Source organism: Bacillus sp. SIMBA_031 (genome assembly GCF_046535225.1).
Lineage (GTDB): Bacteria > Bacillota > Bacilli > Bacillales > Bacillaceae > Bacillus > Bacillus velezensis.
Genome location: NZ_JAWRXC010000006.1, coordinates 151,998 through 169,551, shown reverse-complemented (window position 1 = coordinate 169,551; position 17,554 = coordinate 151,998). Strand labels below are relative to the sequence as shown.

General features: G+C 46.8%; 20 protein-coding genes. 7 read left to right on the top strand and 13 right to left on the bottom strand.

The window, feature by feature from the left end:
- Positions 1 to 88 precede the first annotated feature (88 nt).
- The 4 genes from SB724_RS15895 to SB724_RS15880 all read right to left on the bottom strand — a co-directional run bounded on the left by SB724_RS15895 (position 89) and on the right by SB724_RS15880 (position 4,156).
- Positions 89 to 1,747, bottom strand: a complete 1,659-nt coding sequence (locus SB724_RS15895; protein WP_410571859.1) for a glycoside hydrolase family 13 protein — start codon at positions 1,745 to 1,747, stop codon at positions 89 to 91.
- 89 nt (positions 1,748 to 1,836) lie between these two features.
- Positions 1,837 to 3,126 carry a hemolysin family protein gene (locus SB724_RS15890; RefSeq protein WP_038459629.1) on the bottom strand — a complete coding sequence of 430 codons (1,290 nt, stop codon included), beginning with the start codon at positions 3,124 to 3,126 and terminating at the stop codon, positions 1,837 to 1,839.
- A gap of 42 nt (positions 3,127 to 3,168) precedes the next feature.
- Positions 3,169 to 3,846, bottom strand: a complete 678-nt coding sequence (locus tag SB724_RS15885) for a zinc metallopeptidase (protein WP_410571857.1) — start codon at positions 3,844 to 3,846, stop codon at positions 3,169 to 3,171.
- 46 nt (positions 3,847 to 3,892) lie between these two features.
- Complete coding sequence (locus tag SB724_RS15880; RefSeq protein WP_015418085.1) at positions 3,893 to 4,156, bottom strand: YuzI family membrane protein; 264 nt, start codon at positions 4,154 to 4,156, stop codon at positions 3,893 to 3,895.
- A 132-nt stretch (positions 4,157 to 4,288) separates the two neighbouring features.
- On the opposite strand from SB724_RS15880, the gene SB724_RS15875 reads away from it, so the two are divergent.
- Both SB724_RS15875 and SB724_RS15870 read left to right on the top strand, forming a co-directional pair.
- Positions 4,289 to 4,543 (top strand): Atypical membrane-integrating protein, encoded by a 255-nt coding sequence (locus SB724_RS15875; RefSeq protein ID WP_015418086.1) that lies wholly within the window; start codon positions 4,289 to 4,291, stop codon positions 4,541 to 4,543.
- Entirely contained in the window at positions 4,540 to 5,526 is a 987-nt protein-coding gene (locus SB724_RS15870; protein WP_007408644.1) for a potassium channel family protein, read from the top strand. Before SB724_RS15875 ends, SB724_RS15870 begins: the two co-directional genes overlap by 4 nt.
- Here the strand turns inward: SB724_RS15870 and SB724_RS15865 are convergent.
- The 3 genes from SB724_RS15865 to SB724_RS15855 form a co-directional block, all read right to left on the bottom strand.
- Entirely contained in the window at positions 5,523 to 5,927 is a 405-nt protein-coding gene (locus SB724_RS15865; protein ID WP_410571854.1) for a YugN-like family protein, read from the bottom strand. The two genes, SB724_RS15870 and SB724_RS15865, sit on opposite strands and share 4 nt — an antisense overlap.
- A gap of 22 nt (positions 5,928 to 5,949) precedes the next feature.
- Positions 5,950 to 6,300, bottom strand: coding sequence for a transporter (locus SB724_RS15860; protein ID WP_261990152.1), 351 nt, complete (start codon positions 6,298 to 6,300; stop codon positions 5,950 to 5,952).
- A gap of 69 nt (positions 6,301 to 6,369) precedes the next feature.
- Positions 6,370 to 7,722 (bottom strand): glucose-6-phosphate isomerase, encoded by a 1,353-nt coding sequence (locus SB724_RS15855; protein ID WP_410571852.1) that lies wholly within the window; start codon positions 7,720 to 7,722, stop codon positions 6,370 to 6,372.
- A gap of 390 nt (positions 7,723 to 8,112) precedes the next feature.
- Between SB724_RS15855 and SB724_RS15850 the strand changes: the two genes are divergently transcribed.
- Together SB724_RS15850 and ycaC are read left to right on the top strand one after the other, a co-directional pair.
- Positions 8,113 to 8,679, top strand: coding sequence for an NADPH-dependent FMN reductase (locus tag SB724_RS15850; protein ID WP_045208727.1), 567 nt, complete (start codon positions 8,113 to 8,115; stop codon positions 8,677 to 8,679).
- A gap of 124 nt (positions 8,680 to 8,803) precedes the next feature.
- Positions 8,804 to 9,448, top strand: a complete 645-nt coding sequence (gene ycaC, locus SB724_RS15845; RefSeq protein ID WP_265973165.1) for an isochorismate family cysteine hydrolase YcaC — start codon at positions 8,804 to 8,806, stop codon at positions 9,446 to 9,448.
- Between the two features lie 307 nt (positions 9,449 to 9,755).
- Here ycaC and SB724_RS15840 read toward each other — a convergent pair whose 3' ends face one another.
- Both SB724_RS15840 and SB724_RS15835 read right to left on the bottom strand, forming a co-directional pair.
- Positions 9,756 to 10,928, bottom strand: a complete 1,173-nt coding sequence (locus SB724_RS15840; RefSeq protein WP_265973163.1) for an iron-containing alcohol dehydrogenase — start codon at positions 10,926 to 10,928, stop codon at positions 9,756 to 9,758.
- Between the two features lie 86 nt (positions 10,929 to 11,014).
- Positions 11,015 to 12,178, bottom strand: coding sequence for an iron-containing alcohol dehydrogenase (locus SB724_RS15835; RefSeq protein WP_032876828.1), 1,164 nt, complete (start codon positions 12,176 to 12,178; stop codon positions 11,015 to 11,017).
- Positions 12,179 to 12,408: 230 nt separating this feature from the next.
- Here SB724_RS15835 and SB724_RS15830 point away from each other — a divergent pair, with 230 nt between their 5' ends.
- Complete coding sequence (locus tag SB724_RS15830; RefSeq protein WP_003152104.1) at positions 12,409 to 12,645, top strand: DUF378 domain-containing protein; 237 nt, start codon at positions 12,409 to 12,411, stop codon at positions 12,643 to 12,645.
- Between the two features lie 51 nt (positions 12,646 to 12,696).
- On the opposite strand, the gene yugI is transcribed toward SB724_RS15830, so the two are convergent.
- From yugI to SB724_RS15815, 3 genes are all read right to left on the bottom strand, one after another.
- Positions 12,697 to 13,089 (bottom strand): S1 domain-containing post-transcriptional regulator GSP13, encoded by a 393-nt coding sequence (gene yugI, locus SB724_RS15825; protein WP_007408653.1) that lies wholly within the window; start codon positions 13,087 to 13,089, stop codon positions 12,697 to 12,699.
- Between the two features lie 197 nt (positions 13,090 to 13,286).
- Positions 13,287 to 14,456, bottom strand: a complete 1,170-nt coding sequence (locus SB724_RS15820) for an aminotransferase (RefSeq protein ID WP_029973792.1) — start codon at positions 14,454 to 14,456, stop codon at positions 13,287 to 13,289.
- Positions 14,457 to 14,957: an Lrp/AsnC family transcriptional regulator gene (locus tag SB724_RS15815; RefSeq protein WP_003152098.1), complete on the bottom strand. Its 501-nt coding sequence runs from the start codon at positions 14,955 to 14,957 to the stop codon at positions 14,457 to 14,459.
- A gap of 152 nt (positions 14,958 to 15,109) precedes the next feature.
- Here SB724_RS15815 and SB724_RS15810 point away from each other — a divergent pair, with 152 nt between their 5' ends.
- Complete coding sequence (locus SB724_RS15810) at positions 15,110 to 15,931, top strand: alpha/beta fold hydrolase (RefSeq protein WP_410571849.1); 822 nt, start codon at positions 15,110 to 15,112, stop codon at positions 15,929 to 15,931.
- Between the two features lie 24 nt (positions 15,932 to 15,955).
- On the opposite strand, the gene SB724_RS15805 is transcribed toward SB724_RS15810, so the two are convergent.
- The gene (locus SB724_RS15805; RefSeq protein ID WP_003152094.1) at positions 15,956 to 16,216 is read right to left on the bottom strand and encodes a DUF1871 family protein; all 261 of its coding nucleotides are present in this window, start codon (positions 16,214 to 16,216) and stop codon (positions 15,956 to 15,958) included.
- 86 nt (positions 16,217 to 16,302) lie between these two features.
- On the opposite strand from SB724_RS15805, the gene SB724_RS15800 reads away from it, so the two are divergent.
- Positions 16,303 to 17,466 (top strand): MalY/PatB family protein, encoded by a 1,164-nt coding sequence (locus SB724_RS15800; protein WP_410571847.1) that lies wholly within the window; start codon positions 16,303 to 16,305, stop codon positions 17,464 to 17,466.
- Positions 17,467 to 17,554: the final 88 nt, after the last annotated feature.

Below are 17,554 nucleotides of genomic sequence, written 5' to 3'. Positions count from 1 at the left end.
CATATTCGTTTCTGTATTTGTCTTTTCCTGTCGGATCGCGATGATAAACGCAGATCACAAAAAACTTCAGCCTCGGGACTGAAGTTTTTCACCATATATATACGCGGGCCTCATAAGGCTTTAAAAGAAAGGATGTCACATGGCGGTGCGCTTCTGTCTCCGCGTTTGCAAGCACGAGAGAATCGGAGTCAAGCGGATAACCGGGATGCCTGTATAAAGCGGGGGTTCGGGACAGATTTGTGATGATCAGGGCGGTTTTTGTTCCGTTTTTTCTTAGATAGGCATAAATCTGCCGGTCATTCGGAAGCAGCAATTCGTATGTGCCGCTGATCAATACGCCGTGTTCTTTTCTGAGGGCGAGCAGCCGTTTGTAGAAATGGTATACGGATGTTTCATCCTGCATTTGTGATGCAGCATTCAGCCATGTGTGGTTCGGATTCACTCCGAGCCACGGAGAAGCATCAGAAAACCCGCCGTTCGCCTCACCGCTCCATTGCATCGGTGTCCGTGAATTATCCCGGCCCTTCTTCCAGATGATCTTCATCACTTTTTCATGCGGAACGCCGCGGGACGTCTCTTTTTCATACAAATATTTCATTGCGGCGTCATCATAATCTTCAATGGATGGAAACGAAACATTGGTCATCCCGAGCTCCTGTCCCTGGTAAATAAACGGCGTGCCTTTCATCAGCATATACATTGCGGCGAGTGCCTTGGCGCTTTCTGTCAAAAACCGTTCGTCACCCCATACCGAGACGGAACGGGGCTGATCGTGGTTCTCCATAAACAACGCGTTCCAGCCCTTTCCTTCAAGACTGTTCTGCCAGCCGGACAAGACGCGCTTAAGCGCCGGAATGGAGATGCTTTGATCATCTTCCGTATCCCAGAGGCCGAGATGTTCAAATTGAAAAATCATTTGAAAGATGCCGTTTTCTTCACCGGCCCAATCAGCCGCCTCCCAAGCCGCCACTCCGTTCGCCTCGCCGACCGTCATGATCGGATAGCGCGAAAATGTTTCCCGTTTCAGCTCTTTTAAGAAATCTATTATGCCTTCCCCATTCATATGGTACGGGGAAGACGGAACGTACGGGAGACCGTCCGGGTTCGGCATGTCAGGGAGCCCTTCTTTTTTCTTAATGTGAGAAATGGCATCCACCCGGAAGCCGTCTATGCCTTTATCAAGCCACCACCGGACCATCTCATAAACGGACTGCCTCATCGCTTCGTTTTCCCAATTTAAATCAGGCTGTTTTTTGTCAAACAGGTGCAGGTAATACTGGCCGGTCTCTTGATCATATTCCCACGCTGATCCGCCGAAAATGCTTTCCCAATTGTTTGGCTCTTTGCCGTTTTTTCCGTCTCTCCAGATGTACCAGTCCCGTTTTTCGGAATCTTTCGCTGAGCGTGATTCGATAAACCAAGGGTGCTCATCGCTTGTATGGTTGATGACGAGATCTATAATTAGCTTCATGCCGAGCGCATGGACATCTGCAAGGAGCCGGTCAAAATCCTCCATCGTCCCGAATTCGCCGGCAATTTGTTTATAATTCCGAATATCGTAGCCGTTGTCCGCGCCCGGCGAGTCAAAAACGGGACAAAGCCAGATCACATCCGCCCCCAACTCTTTTATGTAATGAAGCTTTGCTCTGATGCCGTTCATGTCGCCGATTCCGTCCCCGTTCGAATCCATAAAACTTCGGGGATAAATTTGATAGACGGCCGCCGTTTTCCACCAATCCGTTTTCATACCGACACTCCTTTCTTTACATCATATGAAGAAGCGGGACGAAGAAGCATTTTTTCCATAAAAAAAGCCTCATTGCAAAAGCAGGAGGCTCAGAAATCAGTTTTTTTAATTTCAACGAAGCGGATATGATGGTCTTCCGCTTCCAGCACCTTAAATTCACACCCTTCGGCATGAAACACATCACCATTTTTCAGCTCCATTTTTTGTGTTAAGAGCCAGCCGGCAATCGTGTCAATGTCTTCATTTTCGATGGCGATATCAAGGAGATCATTCACCTCTTCTATGAGCGCCTTGCCGTCCATCACATAGTGGTGTTCGCCTTTTTTGACGATGTGGGGCATTTCATCCTGGTCATATTCATCACGGATTTCCCCGACGATTTCCTCCAATATGTCTTCGACGGTCACAAGTCCCGCCGTGCCGCCGTATTCGTCAACGAGAATCGCCATATGAATCCGCTCCTTCTGCATCCGGATCAAAAGCTCCTGAACGGGGATGCTTTCAATGACTCTGATGACCGGACGCATAATTTCTTTTAATTCAATGGAGCGGCCGAGAAAATACGCTTTAAATAAATCCTTATTGTTAATAATGCCGAGAATGTGATCTTTGTCTTCCTTAATAACCGGATATCGCGTATACCGTTCGTTGATGATCAAATGTATGGCTTCATCAACTGACTGTTCAAGCGAGATGGCGGCGATTTCGGTGCGCGGCACCATGATTTCTCTGGCGACCCGGTTATCGAATTCAAATATCTTATTGACGTAACGGAATTCAGATTGATTGATTTGACCTTTTTTATAGCTCTCGGACAAAATCAGCCGCAATTCTTCTTCACTGACCACGACCTCATGTTCTTTCACCGAATGAAAACCGAACAGCTTGACCAAAAATCCGGCTGAGCCGTTTAACAGCTTAATAAACGGATACATCACTTTATAAAACAGAATGAGCGGTTTCGCCGTCCACAGACTGACGGCTTCGGCTTTTTGAATGGATATCGTTTTCGGCGCAAGCTCTCCGATGACGACATGCAGATACGTGACGGCGATAAACGCCGCAATAAACGTGACGACGTGCGTAATAGATGACGGCATTCCGATCAGGCTGAAAACAGGATGAAGAAGCCGCTGAATCGTCGGTTCACCGAGCCAGCCGAGTCCGAGCGCCGTAATCGTAATGCCAAGCTGGCACGCTGATAAATATTCATCGAGATTTGAAATTACCCTGTGCGCCGCGAGCGCCCGGCTGTCTCCGGTTTCAACCAGCTCCGCGATTTTTGAACCGCGGATTTTGACAATCGCAAATTCCGCAGCGACAAAGATGGCCGTTAATCCGATTAACAGCATAATGAGAACCAGTTTTAATATAAGCAAAAAAACCCCTACCGCAAACGGTAAGGGGCCACCTCCTTCGTGTTAATTCTCATCACGACCATTTAAGAAAATCATCACAAAACGAAGCAGCTCGAATAATGAAACGAGCGCCGCAGCCACATACGTCAGCGCGGCGGCGTTCAGCACTTTATTCACGCCGTGTTCTTCACTGTTGCGAATGAATCCTTCCGACACGATAATCCGCTTCGCCCTCGCGCTGGCATTAAACTCGACAGGCAGTGTGACAAGCTGGAAAAAAACAGCGGCCGCAAACAAAATAATGCCGAGTCCGATTAAGTTCAAGCTGCCCAGGAGCATCCCGCCCAAGAAAAGCAGAGGGGCAACCCCGGAGGCAAAATTGACGACCGGAAAAATTTTGTGCCTCAGCACAAGCGCGCCGTATGATTCCTGATGCTGCAAAGCATGTCCGACTTCATGGGAAGCGACGGAAATGGCGGAAATGGAGCGGCCGTAATATACCGGCTCAGATAAACGCACCACCCGCTCCGTCGGGTCGTAATGGTCTGTTAAAGTGCCTCTTACCGGTTCTACCGGCACATCATATAAACCGTTAATATCAAGAATCCGTCTTGCCGTTTCCGCCCCCGTCCGCTGACTGGAAGCTTCCACGTCTGAGTATTTCTGAAAATTGCTTTTCACTTTAAATTGTGCCCAAAACGACAATCCCAATGCAGCAATTGTTAAAAAGATAAACAGCATATTATCCTCTTCCTTTTTCTCTTATATCGTACGATCTGCTTATATATTATTTTAATGATTGTCCGCTTTCCTGTACAGAAATCCGCTTCTTTTTTCTGACAGGAATCAATCCTCCGAGCATGATGAGGATACACCCGGCCAATCCGATGTAAAACGGAAACGTGCCTGCGGTCTCTTTTGCAAAAACAAGCCATGAAAATCCGCCGGACATATGATTGTATCCATTCAAATCGAAAATAAGCAATACGGCCGCCGAAGCGAGCAGCTGCGCTCCGGCCAGCGCCGCCAGCAGTTTTTGAATGACTGTCATTTGACTCACCCTTTTTCGGTCCGCTTTCTTTATCATATGAAAAAATAAGGGTGAATATGTTTTCGGCGATTTTTGAAAGACATCAAACGAACTGGGACATACTGTATAAAAAAAGATACAGGTGTGATCGACATGAAAGTGACAAATGGCGAGAAAGAACAGCTGAGCAATGCGATAGACAGAATGAACGAAGGGCTTGACGCCTTCATCCAGCTCTATAATGAAGCGGAAAACGATGAACCTCTCATTCAGTTTGAAGATGAGACGGCCGATTTAATCAGACATGCGCGTGACTCATACGGCCAGGAACAGCTGGACGAAAAACTAAACACCATTATTAAGCAGATTTTATCCATCTCTCTGTCGAAAGAAGAGCCGGACGAATGAAATCAAACCGTTTATTTATTTCCTGGCTGAGATGGCCGTTATATGTTCGGATCGGGCTGATCATTATCGCCTTGATTTTATTGTTCGGCCAACTCATTTACATGCTCGAACCGAAGCAATTCACGTCTGTGTTTGAAGGGGTTTGGTGGGCGGTGATTACGGTGGCCACAGTCGGCTACGGCGATTACGTTCCCCAGACGCCGCTCGGGCAGATTGCCGGTATGGTGCTTGTATTAAGCGGAGCGAGTTTTGTGACCGCCTATTTCGCCACGCTTTCTTCAGCCGTGTTCAGCAAACAGCACCGCTATGTCGAAGGCAAGGTCGCCTTTAAAGGCAAGGGGCACGTCATTCTTATCGGATGGAATGAGAAGTCGCATATGCTGCTGAAAGAACTGCAGCACATCGCACCGTCAAAAACTGTCGTCCTGATTGATGATTCATTAAGGGAAGGGCCGCTTATTGAAAACGTCCATTTCATCCGCGGACATGCCGCTGATGACAGCACGCTCAATAAAGCGAATATTACGGAAGCCGATACCGTCATTCTGACAGCGGATCAGCAGAAAAATGAATCCGAAGCTGATATGCTGTCGGTATTAACGCTTCTCGCCATCAAAGGGCTGCATCCGTCCGTTTATTGTATCGTAGAAATTTTAACGGAACGGTATGTCAAAAACGCCGAGCGCGCAGGAGCCAATAAGATTCTGTGCACATCACGGCTGTCGAGCCGGGTGATGTTTGAGCATTACCGGGTCAAGCTGCAGCTTGCCAAACCGCAAACGCTGTCAGATCTGACGCTGGAGAAAAAGGTGCGCATCATTCCCGTCCCCGAGGAACTAAAGGGCTCATCTTATCATGACTGTGCGCTCTATTATCTCAAACGGAATACCACGATCATCGGCATACAAAAAGAAGAGGGGCCGATGCTGACCCCTCCCCTGTCATACCAGGTGCTCGATACTGATCTGTTTTTGGCTCTTTAATGCAGCAGGACGTCTTCCAGCTCTTTCACAAGCGAGATGCCGATATCTATATATGAGCGGTCAATTGCCGCATCCCGCCGTTTCGGCTCCGAGAATTGGTTGAATAATGACTCAAAAACACCGCCGCCTGCGTGATCATCCGTTTCCTGCTGATAGACGTGCCTCAGCAAAAAGGGTGTGCCGATTGTAACGGCGGCCCCCCGTTCATCCAGGTGTCCCTTATTTGCTTCAACAGGGATGCGGAGAAATAAATAGCCGTCCTGATCGGAAATTTTGTAATCAAAGAACCCGCGGTCATACTCCCAGCCGCCTCCGATGGTATAACCGATCGGTTTCAGCACCTGTTCCAATTCGCGGAGTAAAAACGATTGCCCTTCAAGTGAAGATGGAATGCTGATCATGTGCATATGCTCCTTTTTGTCTTTAGCGTCCCCGCTCTGCGGCATCTTCATACGGCGTCTGGGAAGAATCGGGAGCGGCAGACAGACGCCGGAAAGAGGTAACGGCGCATTCAATCAGAACATACGTCACAATTGCGGAGAGAACGGCTTCCGTTGAAATATAGAAAACGGCGGAATAGAGACAGCACTTCGTGATCAGCGTATGCATCCGGCCAATCTTCAGTTTCAGCCGGACCATGTCCGTAAACAAGCCGAGAGGGAAAGCGAAAAACAGGATGGTTTGTAAGAGGGATTCAGGAGACAGTTTTAGTGCCGAATAGACAATAGCGGCGGAACAGACGGAAATGACGGCATGCTTACATAAGAGCCGCATCAATTCATCATCACACCTTTCACGGTTTAAAAAAGGCTGACCCGTCTTGCTGAGGGCCAGCCCTTCTTTTTATTTTTCAAGGCGTTTTTCAAGCTCTGCTTTTTTCTCTTCAAAGCCCGGTTTGCCAAGAAGCGCGAACATATTCACCTTATAGGCTTCAACACCCAGCTGATCAAACGGGTTGACTCCGAGCAGATATCCGCTCATCGCCACCGCTTTTTCAAAGAAATAGACGAGATATCCAAATGTATATGCATTAAGCTCCGGAATGTTGACAATTAAGTTCGGCACTTTTCCGTCTGTATGAGCAAGCATCGTCCCTTCGAACGCTTTTTTGTTGACGAAATCGACCGTTTTGCCGGCTAAGTAATTTAAGCCGTCGAGATCATTTTCCGCTTCTTCAATTGTCAGCTCATGCTTCGGTTTTTCAACGTTTAATACGGTTTCAAACAGATCGCGTCTGCCTTCCTGCACGTATTGACCTAGAGAGTGAAGGTCTGTTGAGAAGTTAGCGGAAGAAGGATAGATGCCTTTTTCATCTTTTCCTTCACTTTCGCCGAAGAGCTGCTTCCACCATTCTGCAAAGTATTGCAGCGCAGGCTCATAGTTGATGAGCATTTCAATAGTTCTTCCTTTATTATACAGAACGTTGCGGACGACGGCGTATTGGTAAGCCGCGTTCTCTTCTAATTCCGAGCTGGAAAAGTCTTTGCTTGCATCAAGAGCGCCTTTCATCATTTCATCGATATCAGCCCCGCTTACCGCAATCGGCAGAAGACCTACCGCAGTCAGAACGGAGAAACGTCCGCCGACATCATCAGGAATAACGAATGATTCGAAGCCTTCTTCATTAGAAAGCGTTTTTAAAGCGCCGCGCTCTTTATCTGTCGTCGCGTAAATCCGCGCTTTCGCTTCTTCTTTTCCGTATTTTTCTTCAAGAAGTTTGCGGAAAATCCGGAAAGCGATTGCAGGTTCCGTCGTCGTGCCTGATTTAGAAATGACATTGATAGAGAAATCAGCGTCTTCCAAAAGATCCATAACATCTTTCATATAAGTTGAGCTGATATTGTTGCCGATAAAGATAACTTGAGGGTTTTTGCGCTTGTCTTTCGGCAGAACATTATAGAAAGAATGATTGAGCGCTTCGATCGCCGCGCGGGCGCCTAAGTATGAACCGCCGATACCCACGACGAGAAGCACGTCTGAATCTGATTTAATTTTTTCAGCGCTTTTTTTAATGCGCGCGAATTCTTCTTTATCGTAGTTTTCGGGGAGGTCCACCCATCCTAAAAAGTCGCTTCCGGCGCCTGTTTTTTCATGGATATTATGGTGTGCCGTTTTTACGAAATCACGTGCGTATGTAAGTTCATGTTCATTGAAAAAAGGTAACGCTCTTGAGTAATCAAAGCGTACATGCGTCATTTGCTTGTCCCTCCATCACGGTGAATTGTTTTCTCTTTCACTTTATATGAACTCACCCGCTAAATCAAGTCATGAAGAAGGGCGGATGAATACGGGATTTGCGCTAAAGATGCGTTCATTTTTTATACAATATCCCGGATTCGAGATGGTTATATTTGTATTAACTGTGAGAGGGATAACGAATCGAATGTTGGTGATCCAGGAACGTATCACCTTTACTTTGGAGCAGGATGACATCCATCGCTAATCCCGATGGGCCGGTTCTTTTTATATAGTACTCCTCTTGAGAGGCTGCCGCACAGGCATATTAAGGCACAAATGTCCATTTTTAAAAATAGTGTCTATATTTGGGGTATCGTAAGATGAAAGTTTATACCGGGAGGTGATTTTATGACTAAAACCATTGGTCTTATTTGCGGAAGTTTACGAAAAAACTCGTATAATCGAGCGATTGCTCAATCATTGATTGACTTCGATAATGCGGCTCAATTTCGCTGGGTTGAAATAGACAGTCTTCCTTTTTTTAACGAAGATTTAGAAATTTCCGGAGCACCAGACTCCGTAACATCCTTTAGAGCTGATATACAAGACGTTGACGGCGTCATCATTGTAAGTCCAGAGTACAATTCCGGAATTCCGGGGGTATTAAAAAATGCATTGGACTGGGCATCGAGACCGCGGACCTCTTCTGTTTTAAACAGAAAACCGGTTGGCTTAATCGGAGCAACCCCCGGAGGGTTCGGTACTGCCTTTGGTCAAACGCAATTGAGAGAAGTACTCGAAGCTATGCAAGTCAATGTTTTGCCATTTCAAAAAATGCTGATTTCGCAAGTCCATGAGAAAATTGATTCCGCTCAAAACATACTTACGGATGAACAAACAAAACGTTATCTTCAACGCTATTTACAACAGTTCATCCATTGGATTGATCATGCTCCGGTTCCCGTTCCAGATTAATTGAAGGATCATCACCCTCACGAAAAGTCACCTCAGAAATAGCTTTCTATCAAATACAGCATATGAATGATTCACCGTTTTCAATTCACAAACTTACTTGCCTTAATTCAAGGAGGATTATAAAATGTCTGATCTTTATTCCCGTCTTTCAAAAGATCATGCTACCGTGCTTTTAGTTGACCATCAAACAGGCCTTATTTCCGGTCTCGTGCGTGACTATGGCGTTGATGAATTTAAAAACAATGTATTGGCTCTCGGTGATACAGCTAAATTCTTTGATTTACCGGTTATTTTAACAACGAGTTTTGAAAATGGACCCAACGGACCGCTCATGCAAGAACTCGTTGATCTCTTTCCTGATGCGCCAAAAATAGCCCGTCCCGGACAAATTAATGCATGGGACAATGAAGACTTTGTTAAAGCCATTGAAGCAACTGGCAAAAAACAGCTGATTATCGCGGGGGTGGTAACAGACGTCTGCGTTGCTTTTCCTGCGCTTTCTGCCATTAAAGCAGGCTACGAAGTGTTTGTTGTGACAGATGCTTCGGGGACGTTTAATAAGCAAGTAGCAGATGCATCATTAACGCGTATGGCTCATGGCGGCGCGCAGCTTATGAACTGGTTCAGCGTAGCATGCGAGCTTCAGCGTGATTGGCGCAACGATGTTGAAGGTTTTGGCGCATTAATCTCCAGTCATCTTCCCGGTTATCAAAACTTAATGGGAAGCTATATGGGGGCTCAGCGGGACCTTAGTACACAAAATGCATAAAAGGAGCGCTGATTGAATCAGCGCCCCTTTTTTAAATTCGAAGTATAGCAAGGCTCTTCATCTTCATGATTTAGATTTTGTGTAAATAGATGATCGGCATCGCAAAGTTAATTGATCCTTTTCTGCTAAATGTACAGAAACAGGGAGTCAAATCCGCATCATGTGAGATTTCCATAGTTGTCTCATGGCAAGGGGTGTTTCACTTGCTCTTGATGCACTAATGAAAGTCTGGAAAGAGGGACTCCCAAAACGGTTACATCTGCAGCTTGAAAATCTATTTCATCTTCACCCCGGGCGGGAATGTATCTTACAGTGACGCCTTTAAGATGGCAAGTACGTCATCTTTGTTCAGTTTTTGGAAATTGCCGAATCCGCCGTATTCCATTTCTTTTGCGGCGATGTCTGCGATCAGCTCAAGCTTGTCTTCACCGATGTCATAATCCGCAAGGCGGGACGGTGCGCCGAGGCTTGTCCAGAACGCGGACAATTTATCGATCCCTTCAAGCGCAATTTCTTTATCCGTTTTGCCTTCAGTATCAATGTCAAACATGTTGAGCATGAGGTTTTTAAAACGGCCTACATTTGTATCAAGCGTGTATCTCATCCAGTTCGGGAACAGAATCGCAAGTCCTCCCGCGTGAGGGATGTCATAAACCGCTGATACGGCGTGCTCCATCGTATGGGAAGCCCAATCGCCGAAATAGCCCATTTGCAGCGTGCCGTTTAATGCGATCGTACCCGCGTATAAAATCGTTTCACGGTGCTTATAGTTCTCAAGGTCTTCCAAAAGTTTCGGCGCTGTTTCAATTACCGTCTGAAGGACCGCAAAACACATTCTGTCCTGAAGCGGCGTGTTTTCAACATTGTGGAAGTATTGTTCAAATACGTGGCTCATCATATCCACCATGCCGTATACGGTTTGGTTTTCCGGAACGCTGAAAGTATTCTCAGGATCTAAAATGGAGAAACGCGGATGAGTGACATTGCTGCCCCATACGAATTTTTCGTTTGTTTCCCAATTTGTGATAACGGAATCAGGGTTCATTTCAGAGCCTGTCGCCGCAAGCGTCAGCACCGTGCCGAACGGGAGCGCGTCCTGCGCCGTTACTTTTTTGCTGTAAATGTCCCATGCGTCACCGTCATATTTCGCACCGGCCGCAATCGCTTTTGTACAGTCAATGACACTTCCGCCGCCGACTGCGAGAAGGAAATCAATCTCATGCTGTCTGCACAGCTCAATTCCTTTATTTACCGTTTCCAGACGCGGGTTCGGTTCAACACCCGCAAGCTCATGAACGGTTGCGCCTTCTTCTTTTAAGATGCCTGTTACTTGGTCATACAGGCCGTTTCGCTTAATGCTGCCGCCTCCGTAAACAAGCAGCACGTTTTTCCCGTATTGCTTCAGCTCTTTTTTCAATTGGTCGATTTGACCTTTTCCGAAAATCAGTTTCGTCGGATTGTAGTACGTAAAGTTCTCCATTTATCATGACCTCCAAAAAAATCGTAAGGGAATTACTATAACACAGAAAAAAAGGAGCTGCCAATCCGGCCGCCCCCTTTATGTTATTACAATGATGCTTTCAGTATCGCAAGCACGTCTTCTTTCTGCAGTGACTTGAACTGTCCGAATACTCCGTTTGCCATCGCTTTATCTGCAATCGTATCCAGCTTCTCATCAGAAATATCATAATCAGCGAGTCTGTTCGGAGCGCCGAGGCTCGTCCAGAAATCAGACAGCTTGCTGATTCCTTCAAGTGCGATCTCTTCATCTGATTTGCCTGTCTCGTCAATATCAAAGACACGGACGGCAAGCTGTTTAAAGCGGGCCGGATTTTCTTTGAGCACATGTCTCATCCAGTTAGGGAACAGAATCGCTAAACCTCCGGCGTGCGGTATATCGTAAACCGCTGATACCGCATGCTCGATGTTGTGTGTGGCCCAATCCCCTCTTGCGCCCATTGACAGCATTCCGTTTAATGCGATCGTGCCTGTATATAAAATCGTCTCACGAAGCTCGTAGTTCTCCAGATCATCGATCAGCTTCGGCGCTGTTTCAATCACCGTGCGCAGAAGCGATTCACACATCCGGTCCTGATACGGCGTGTTTGACGTGTGGTGGAAATATTGTTCAAACACATGGCTCATCATATCGACCATGCCGTAAATGGTGTGGTCTTTCGGAACGGTAAATGTGTTTACCGGATCGAGAATAGAGAATTTAGGGTAAACGAGCGGGCTTCCCCATCCGTATTTCTCTTGTGTCTCCCAGTTTGTGATGACTGATCCGGAGTTCATCTCTGAACCGGTTGCCGCAAGGGTCAGCACTGTTCCGAACGGCAGCGCTTCTTTCGGCTGGTGTTTTTTCGTGACGATATCCCACGCGTCGCCGTCATATTTAGCGCCCGCCGCAATGGCTTTCGTGCAGTCAATGACACTTCCGCCGCCGACGGCCAATAAGAAATCGATGCTGTTTTCTTTACAGAGCGCAACACCTTTGTTCACCGTTGAGACACGCGGATTCGGCTCTACGCCTGCCAATTCATGTACGGTAACTCCTGCTTTTTTCAGCAGTTCGGTTACTTGATCATAAAGACCGCTGCGCTTAATGCTGCCGCCCCCGTATACGAGCAGTACGTTCTTTCCGTACGGCTTGATTTCTTCAGGAAGTTTTTCGACCTCTCCCTTTCCGAAAATCAATTTGGTCGGATTCCAATATGTAAAGTTTTGCATGACATCTCCTCCTTTGGATTTATATTATGCAGAAAGATGACATTCAATGTAAAGCAATCCGCTTTTTTGACGGCACATCACACGGTTTACAGGCAGCGGCTTCGCGGGAAAGGCACTTGTACAGCTTGAGACAGTGTGTAATTTACACAGCGGAGAATGTAGTATGCATAGATTCTTTGCTTTGTCACAATCTATAACTGTTTCACGAATTCATAGAGGAGGTTGTTTACATGAGTGTTATTCAGCGTATCTGTCTCGTATTAACGATTATCGGCGCTATTAACTGGGGACTGATCGGATTTTTCCAATTTGATTTAGTAGCAGCCATCTTCGGCGGCCAAGGATCAGCTCTGTCGCGGATTATTTACGGTCTTGTCGGCATCGCCGGTCTGATCAATCTCGGCCTGCTGTTTAAGCCGAACGAAGAAACATCCCGCGAGGAAGCGGCAAATCCGGAAGTCAGATAAACAAACATAAAAAAAGCACCGAACATACATATCCGGTGCTTTTTTTGATGATTATTTTTTGATAAGGTCTTTGCGGTTGGACTGTTCAATCCACTCTTCAAGCTTATCTTTCAATGTGTTGAAACCTTGCGGAGCAGATGTTTCTTCAGAAGCTTGAGCCGCTTTCGGTTTTCTTGGTTTGCTTTCTTTTCTTTCAGGCGCCGCTTGAGTCGCACGGATAGAAAGGCTGATTTTGCCTTTTTCTTCGTCAACCGCAAGTACTTTTACTTGTACTTCGTCACCGATTGAAAGGTGCTCGTTAATGTCTTTTACGAAACCGTGAGTGACTTCAGAAATGTGAACAAGTCCTTGAGTTTCTTCATCTAATGCAACAAACGCACCATACGCTTGTAATCCTGTTACTTTACCAGTGTAAACACTGCCCACTTCAAATTTTGCTGCCATTCATAACAACTCCTAAGTTAAATTAAATACAGATTATACGCAATTTAAAATTATATCATACAAGTTTGTTTTTCGCAAAGAGAACTTTTTTACATGATCATGTTTAAGCACAGAAAAATGGGGGTATACTATGATTACGAAGGCTTTCTAGTATTCCCCCCCTTTTATTTGGATGCGAACCGGGTTCGTATCTTTTTTTATGCCCTTTTTTCAACAAACCGTTTGATTCTGACGAGCGCTTCCTGAATCTGCTCAATGGATGTCGCATAGGAACATCTGATGTAGCCTTCGCCGCTCGGGCCGAATACATTCCCCGGAACGACGGCTACTTTTTCTTCAATGAGCAGCTGTTCCGCGAATTCTTCTGAACTCATGCCGGTCGACTGAATGGAAGGAAAGGCGTAAAATGCTCCGCCGGGGTGGTGGCAGCCGAGTCCGATTTCGTTCAATGTCTCCACAATCAGGTTTCGGCGTCTCCGATAGCTTTTCTTCATTCTTTCGACGTCTTCCTGGCCGTTTTTCAGCCCTTCAAGCGCCGCGTATTGCGCCATGGAAGGCGCGCACATCATCGCGTGCTGATGAATTTTGAGCATCGCATCCCTGATCACGGGAGGCGCCGCCGTAAATCCGAGTCTCCATCCCGTCATGGCAAATGCTTTGGAGAAGCCGGAAATGAGAACCGTGCGTTCCTTCATGCCGCGGATGGCCCCCATGCTCGTGAATGGCTCATCATACGTCAGCTCGGCATAAATTTCATCGGCAAGCACGATCAAGTCGTGTTTTTCAGCGAAAGCAGCAATGGATTCAAGCTCTTCTTTCGAATAGACAGAACCTGTCGGATTTGACGGCGAGCATAGAAGCAGCGCTTTTGTTTTGTCCGTCAGGGCCGCTTCAAAATCGGCTGGGGATGCTTTGAAACCTTTTGCAGCGACAGTCTGAATTGGCACCGGCTTCGCCCCCGTCAGGGTCACGAGTGATTCATATGCGACAAAACACGGTTCGGGAATTAACATTTCCTCTCCAGGATTCATAATGGCGCGGACAGCGAGATCAAGCGCCTGGCTTGCCCCTACAGTAACGATCAGTTCACTGTCAGGCGAATAACTCAGGCCGAACCGCTGATCTAAGTAGCGGCTGATTTCTTCTCTCAGTTCATAAAGACCCGCATTTGCCGTATAAGCCGTATACCCCTGTTCTAAAGAAAGAATACTCGCTTCCCTCACGTTCCAGGCCGTCACAAAGTCAGGCTCTCCCACTCCCAGTGAAATGACGCCTTCCATCGTAGCGGCCAGATCAAAGAACTTGCGGATGCCTGACGGTTTAATCTGCTGCACGTAGTCAGATAAATAAGAAGTCTTCGTTTCCATTTACGGAGACACCACGATTCTTTTGTCATCGTCTCCGCTTTCAAAGACTTTGCCGTCATGCTTATATTTTTTCAGGATGAAGTGCGTTGTCGTGGAAACGACAGACTCAAGGGTGGACAATTTTTCAGACACGAAGCTTGCCACGTCTGACATCGTGTTGCCGCGAATAACGACGGATAAGTCATACACCCCTGACATCAGGTACACTGATTCAACTTCCTGGAATCTGTATATCCGCTCAGCGACTTCATCAAAGCCGACATTTCGTTTCGGAGTGACTTTTACGTCAATCATCGCCGTGACGCCTTCCAAACCGTCGACTTTGCGCCAGTCGATCATCGCCGCATAATCAATGATGACTTTTTCCTTTTCAAGCTTTTCAATGATGCTTTTAACTTCTTCAGCGGGAATGTTTGCCATTTTCGCAATCGTTTCCGCATCAACGCGGCTGTTTTCGTCTAAAATTTCTAATATTTCTGTTTCTTTTTCGGTCAGCTTCATACGTTTCACACCTTTGCATTATCAAAAATCTTCATGACATTATATCACGATTTTCGACAAATGCTAAGAAAAACCCGAAAGAAACCAGAGCTAAAATCTGACAATCAAAAAAGCCTTTACATTACAACAAAGAAAGGACGGCGAAGGCTCTCATGGAAGCTGTTTCACCGATTAAACGGGCTGCGATAGACGGAGTTGAGCTGTATTACGAGCATTATGAAAATCCCGGCAGACAGACACTCGTCTGCGTACACGGTTTTTTATCTTCGGCATTCAGCTTCAGAAAACTGATCCCGCTGCTCAGAAACCATTATGATATTATCGCCGTTGACCTGCCTCCTTTCGGGCAATCGGAAAAGTCACGGACTTTCGTATATACTTACGCAAACCTCGCCAAGCTTCTGATCGGACTTCTGGAAAAGCTCGGTATCAGCCGGGCCGCACTCATCGGCCATTCAATGGGCGGCCAGATTTCCTTATCCGCGTCTCTTCTCAGACCCGAGCTTTTTTCTAAAATCGTCCTGCTGTGCAGCTCGGGGTATTTAAAGCGCTCGCACCCGTCAATTATATTCGGGACGCATCTGCCTTGTTTTGACCTGTATCTTAAGTATTGGCTTTCAAAAGACGGCGTGCTGAACAACCTGTTAAATGTCGTTCACGACCGGACGCTTATCGATCAGGAAATGATTGACGGTTACGAAAAACCATTTACAGACCGCCAGATTTTCAAAGCGATGACAAGGTTTATCAGACACAGGGAGGGCGATTTAAAGCCCGAGGATTTGAAGAAAGTGCAAAACCCCGCTCTTTTAATCTGGGGAGAAGAAGACCGGGTCGTTCCGGTCTCAGTCGGAAAACGGCTTCATGACGACCTGCCGGATTCCATTCTGTATTCACTCAAGGATACGGGGCACCTCGTACTCGAAGAGCGCCCGGAGTTTGTTTCGGAGCGGATTTTTGAATTTATTCAATAAAAAAACCGGCGGAACCGCCGGTTTTTAAGGGGTGCAGGAGCTGCTTTCTTTTATGAACAGAAGCTGCTCGGCGGCCTTTTGGCAGCCTTCGATCGGAAGCTTTTGCTCAAATGAAGCTTCAAAGATATCCTGAATGGCTGCTGCCAGCTTGTCGGCACGGTCTTCACTGTAGACGGCCTGAACGATGTCGACAGCTTCTGTCTCATAAAAATCTTCTCCATATTTAAACGGGTCCCACTTGGCAATGATTTTCATCATTTCCATGACCGCTTGGCTTTCTTCCATTTTCATCACCGCTTATAATAAAGTTTGCAATTCTATTTTATCATAGATACGCTGTGCAAAATAATGATACTACAGGAGTGACATACATGAACTTTGATCTTCGAGAAAACCGTCTTGGCACACAATCGGTGAAATGGGACAAGGCGGAAGCGTTATTCGGCGTATCGGATGCACTTCCGATGTGGGTTGCCGATATGGATTTCCGCGCTCCCGAAGCGGTCACTGACGCCTTAAAAGCCCGCCTTGACCACGGCATATTCGGTTATACGTCTCCTGACGAAAACACAAGAGAAGCCGTCGCTTCATGGCTTGAGACGCGGCACGGCTACCGGCCCGATCCCGCAAGCATCGCGTTCAGTCCCGGTGTTGTCACGGCAATCAGCATGGCCGTACAAGCCTTTACCGAACCGGGCGATCCGGTGTTGATTCAATCACCGGTGTATACGCCTTTTTATCAGATGATCGAGGAAAACAAACGGCAGGTTTTACATAACCCATTACGGGAAGAAAACGGCGTCTACTGCATGGATTTTGAGGATCTTGAGAAAAAGCTGAGCGATTCTGAGGTCAAGCTGATGATTCTTTGTAATCCCCACAATCCGTCCGGCAGAGCGTGGAGCCGGGATGAGCTTATGAAACTCGGATCGCTGTGCGCCGCCCATAACGTCACCGTCGTTTCTGACGAGATACATTCCGACTTGATGCTGTACGGAAAGCCGCATACGCCTTTCGCTTCTCTGTCTGAGGAGTTTGCGCGGATTTCCGTTACTTGTGTCGCGCCGAGCAAGACGTTTAATATTGTCGGCATTCAGGCATCCGCCATTATCATTCCCGATCGGTATAAGCGGGCGAAATTCTCCGCCGCATTGCATCAGAACGGGATTTCCAGCCTCAACACATTTGCGGTTGCAGCAATCGAAGCGGCCTATACAAAGGGAGGCCCTTGGCTTGACGCGCTGATTCCTTACATTGAAGGGAATATGAAATTGGCTGAGGACTTTTTAAGAAAAGAATTGCCGAAAGTCCGCATGATGAAGCCTGACGCTTCCTATTTGATCTGGCTGGATTTCAGCGAATACGGATTTTCGGATGCCGAGCTCAAAGAAAGAATGCTCAAAAAAGGGAAAATCATATTAGAGCCGGGAACAAAATACGGACCGGGCGGCGAAGGATTTATGAGACTTAATGTCGGCTGTTCAGCCGCCGCCGTAAAAGAAGGGCTTGAGAGAATGAAAGCAGCGCTCGCTTAGCAACGGAAAGTAACGCCTTTATCAGATGAGATAAGGGCGTTCGCTTTAGAGAAATATATACTTTTTTTTCCGGTAAAGATGTTATAAT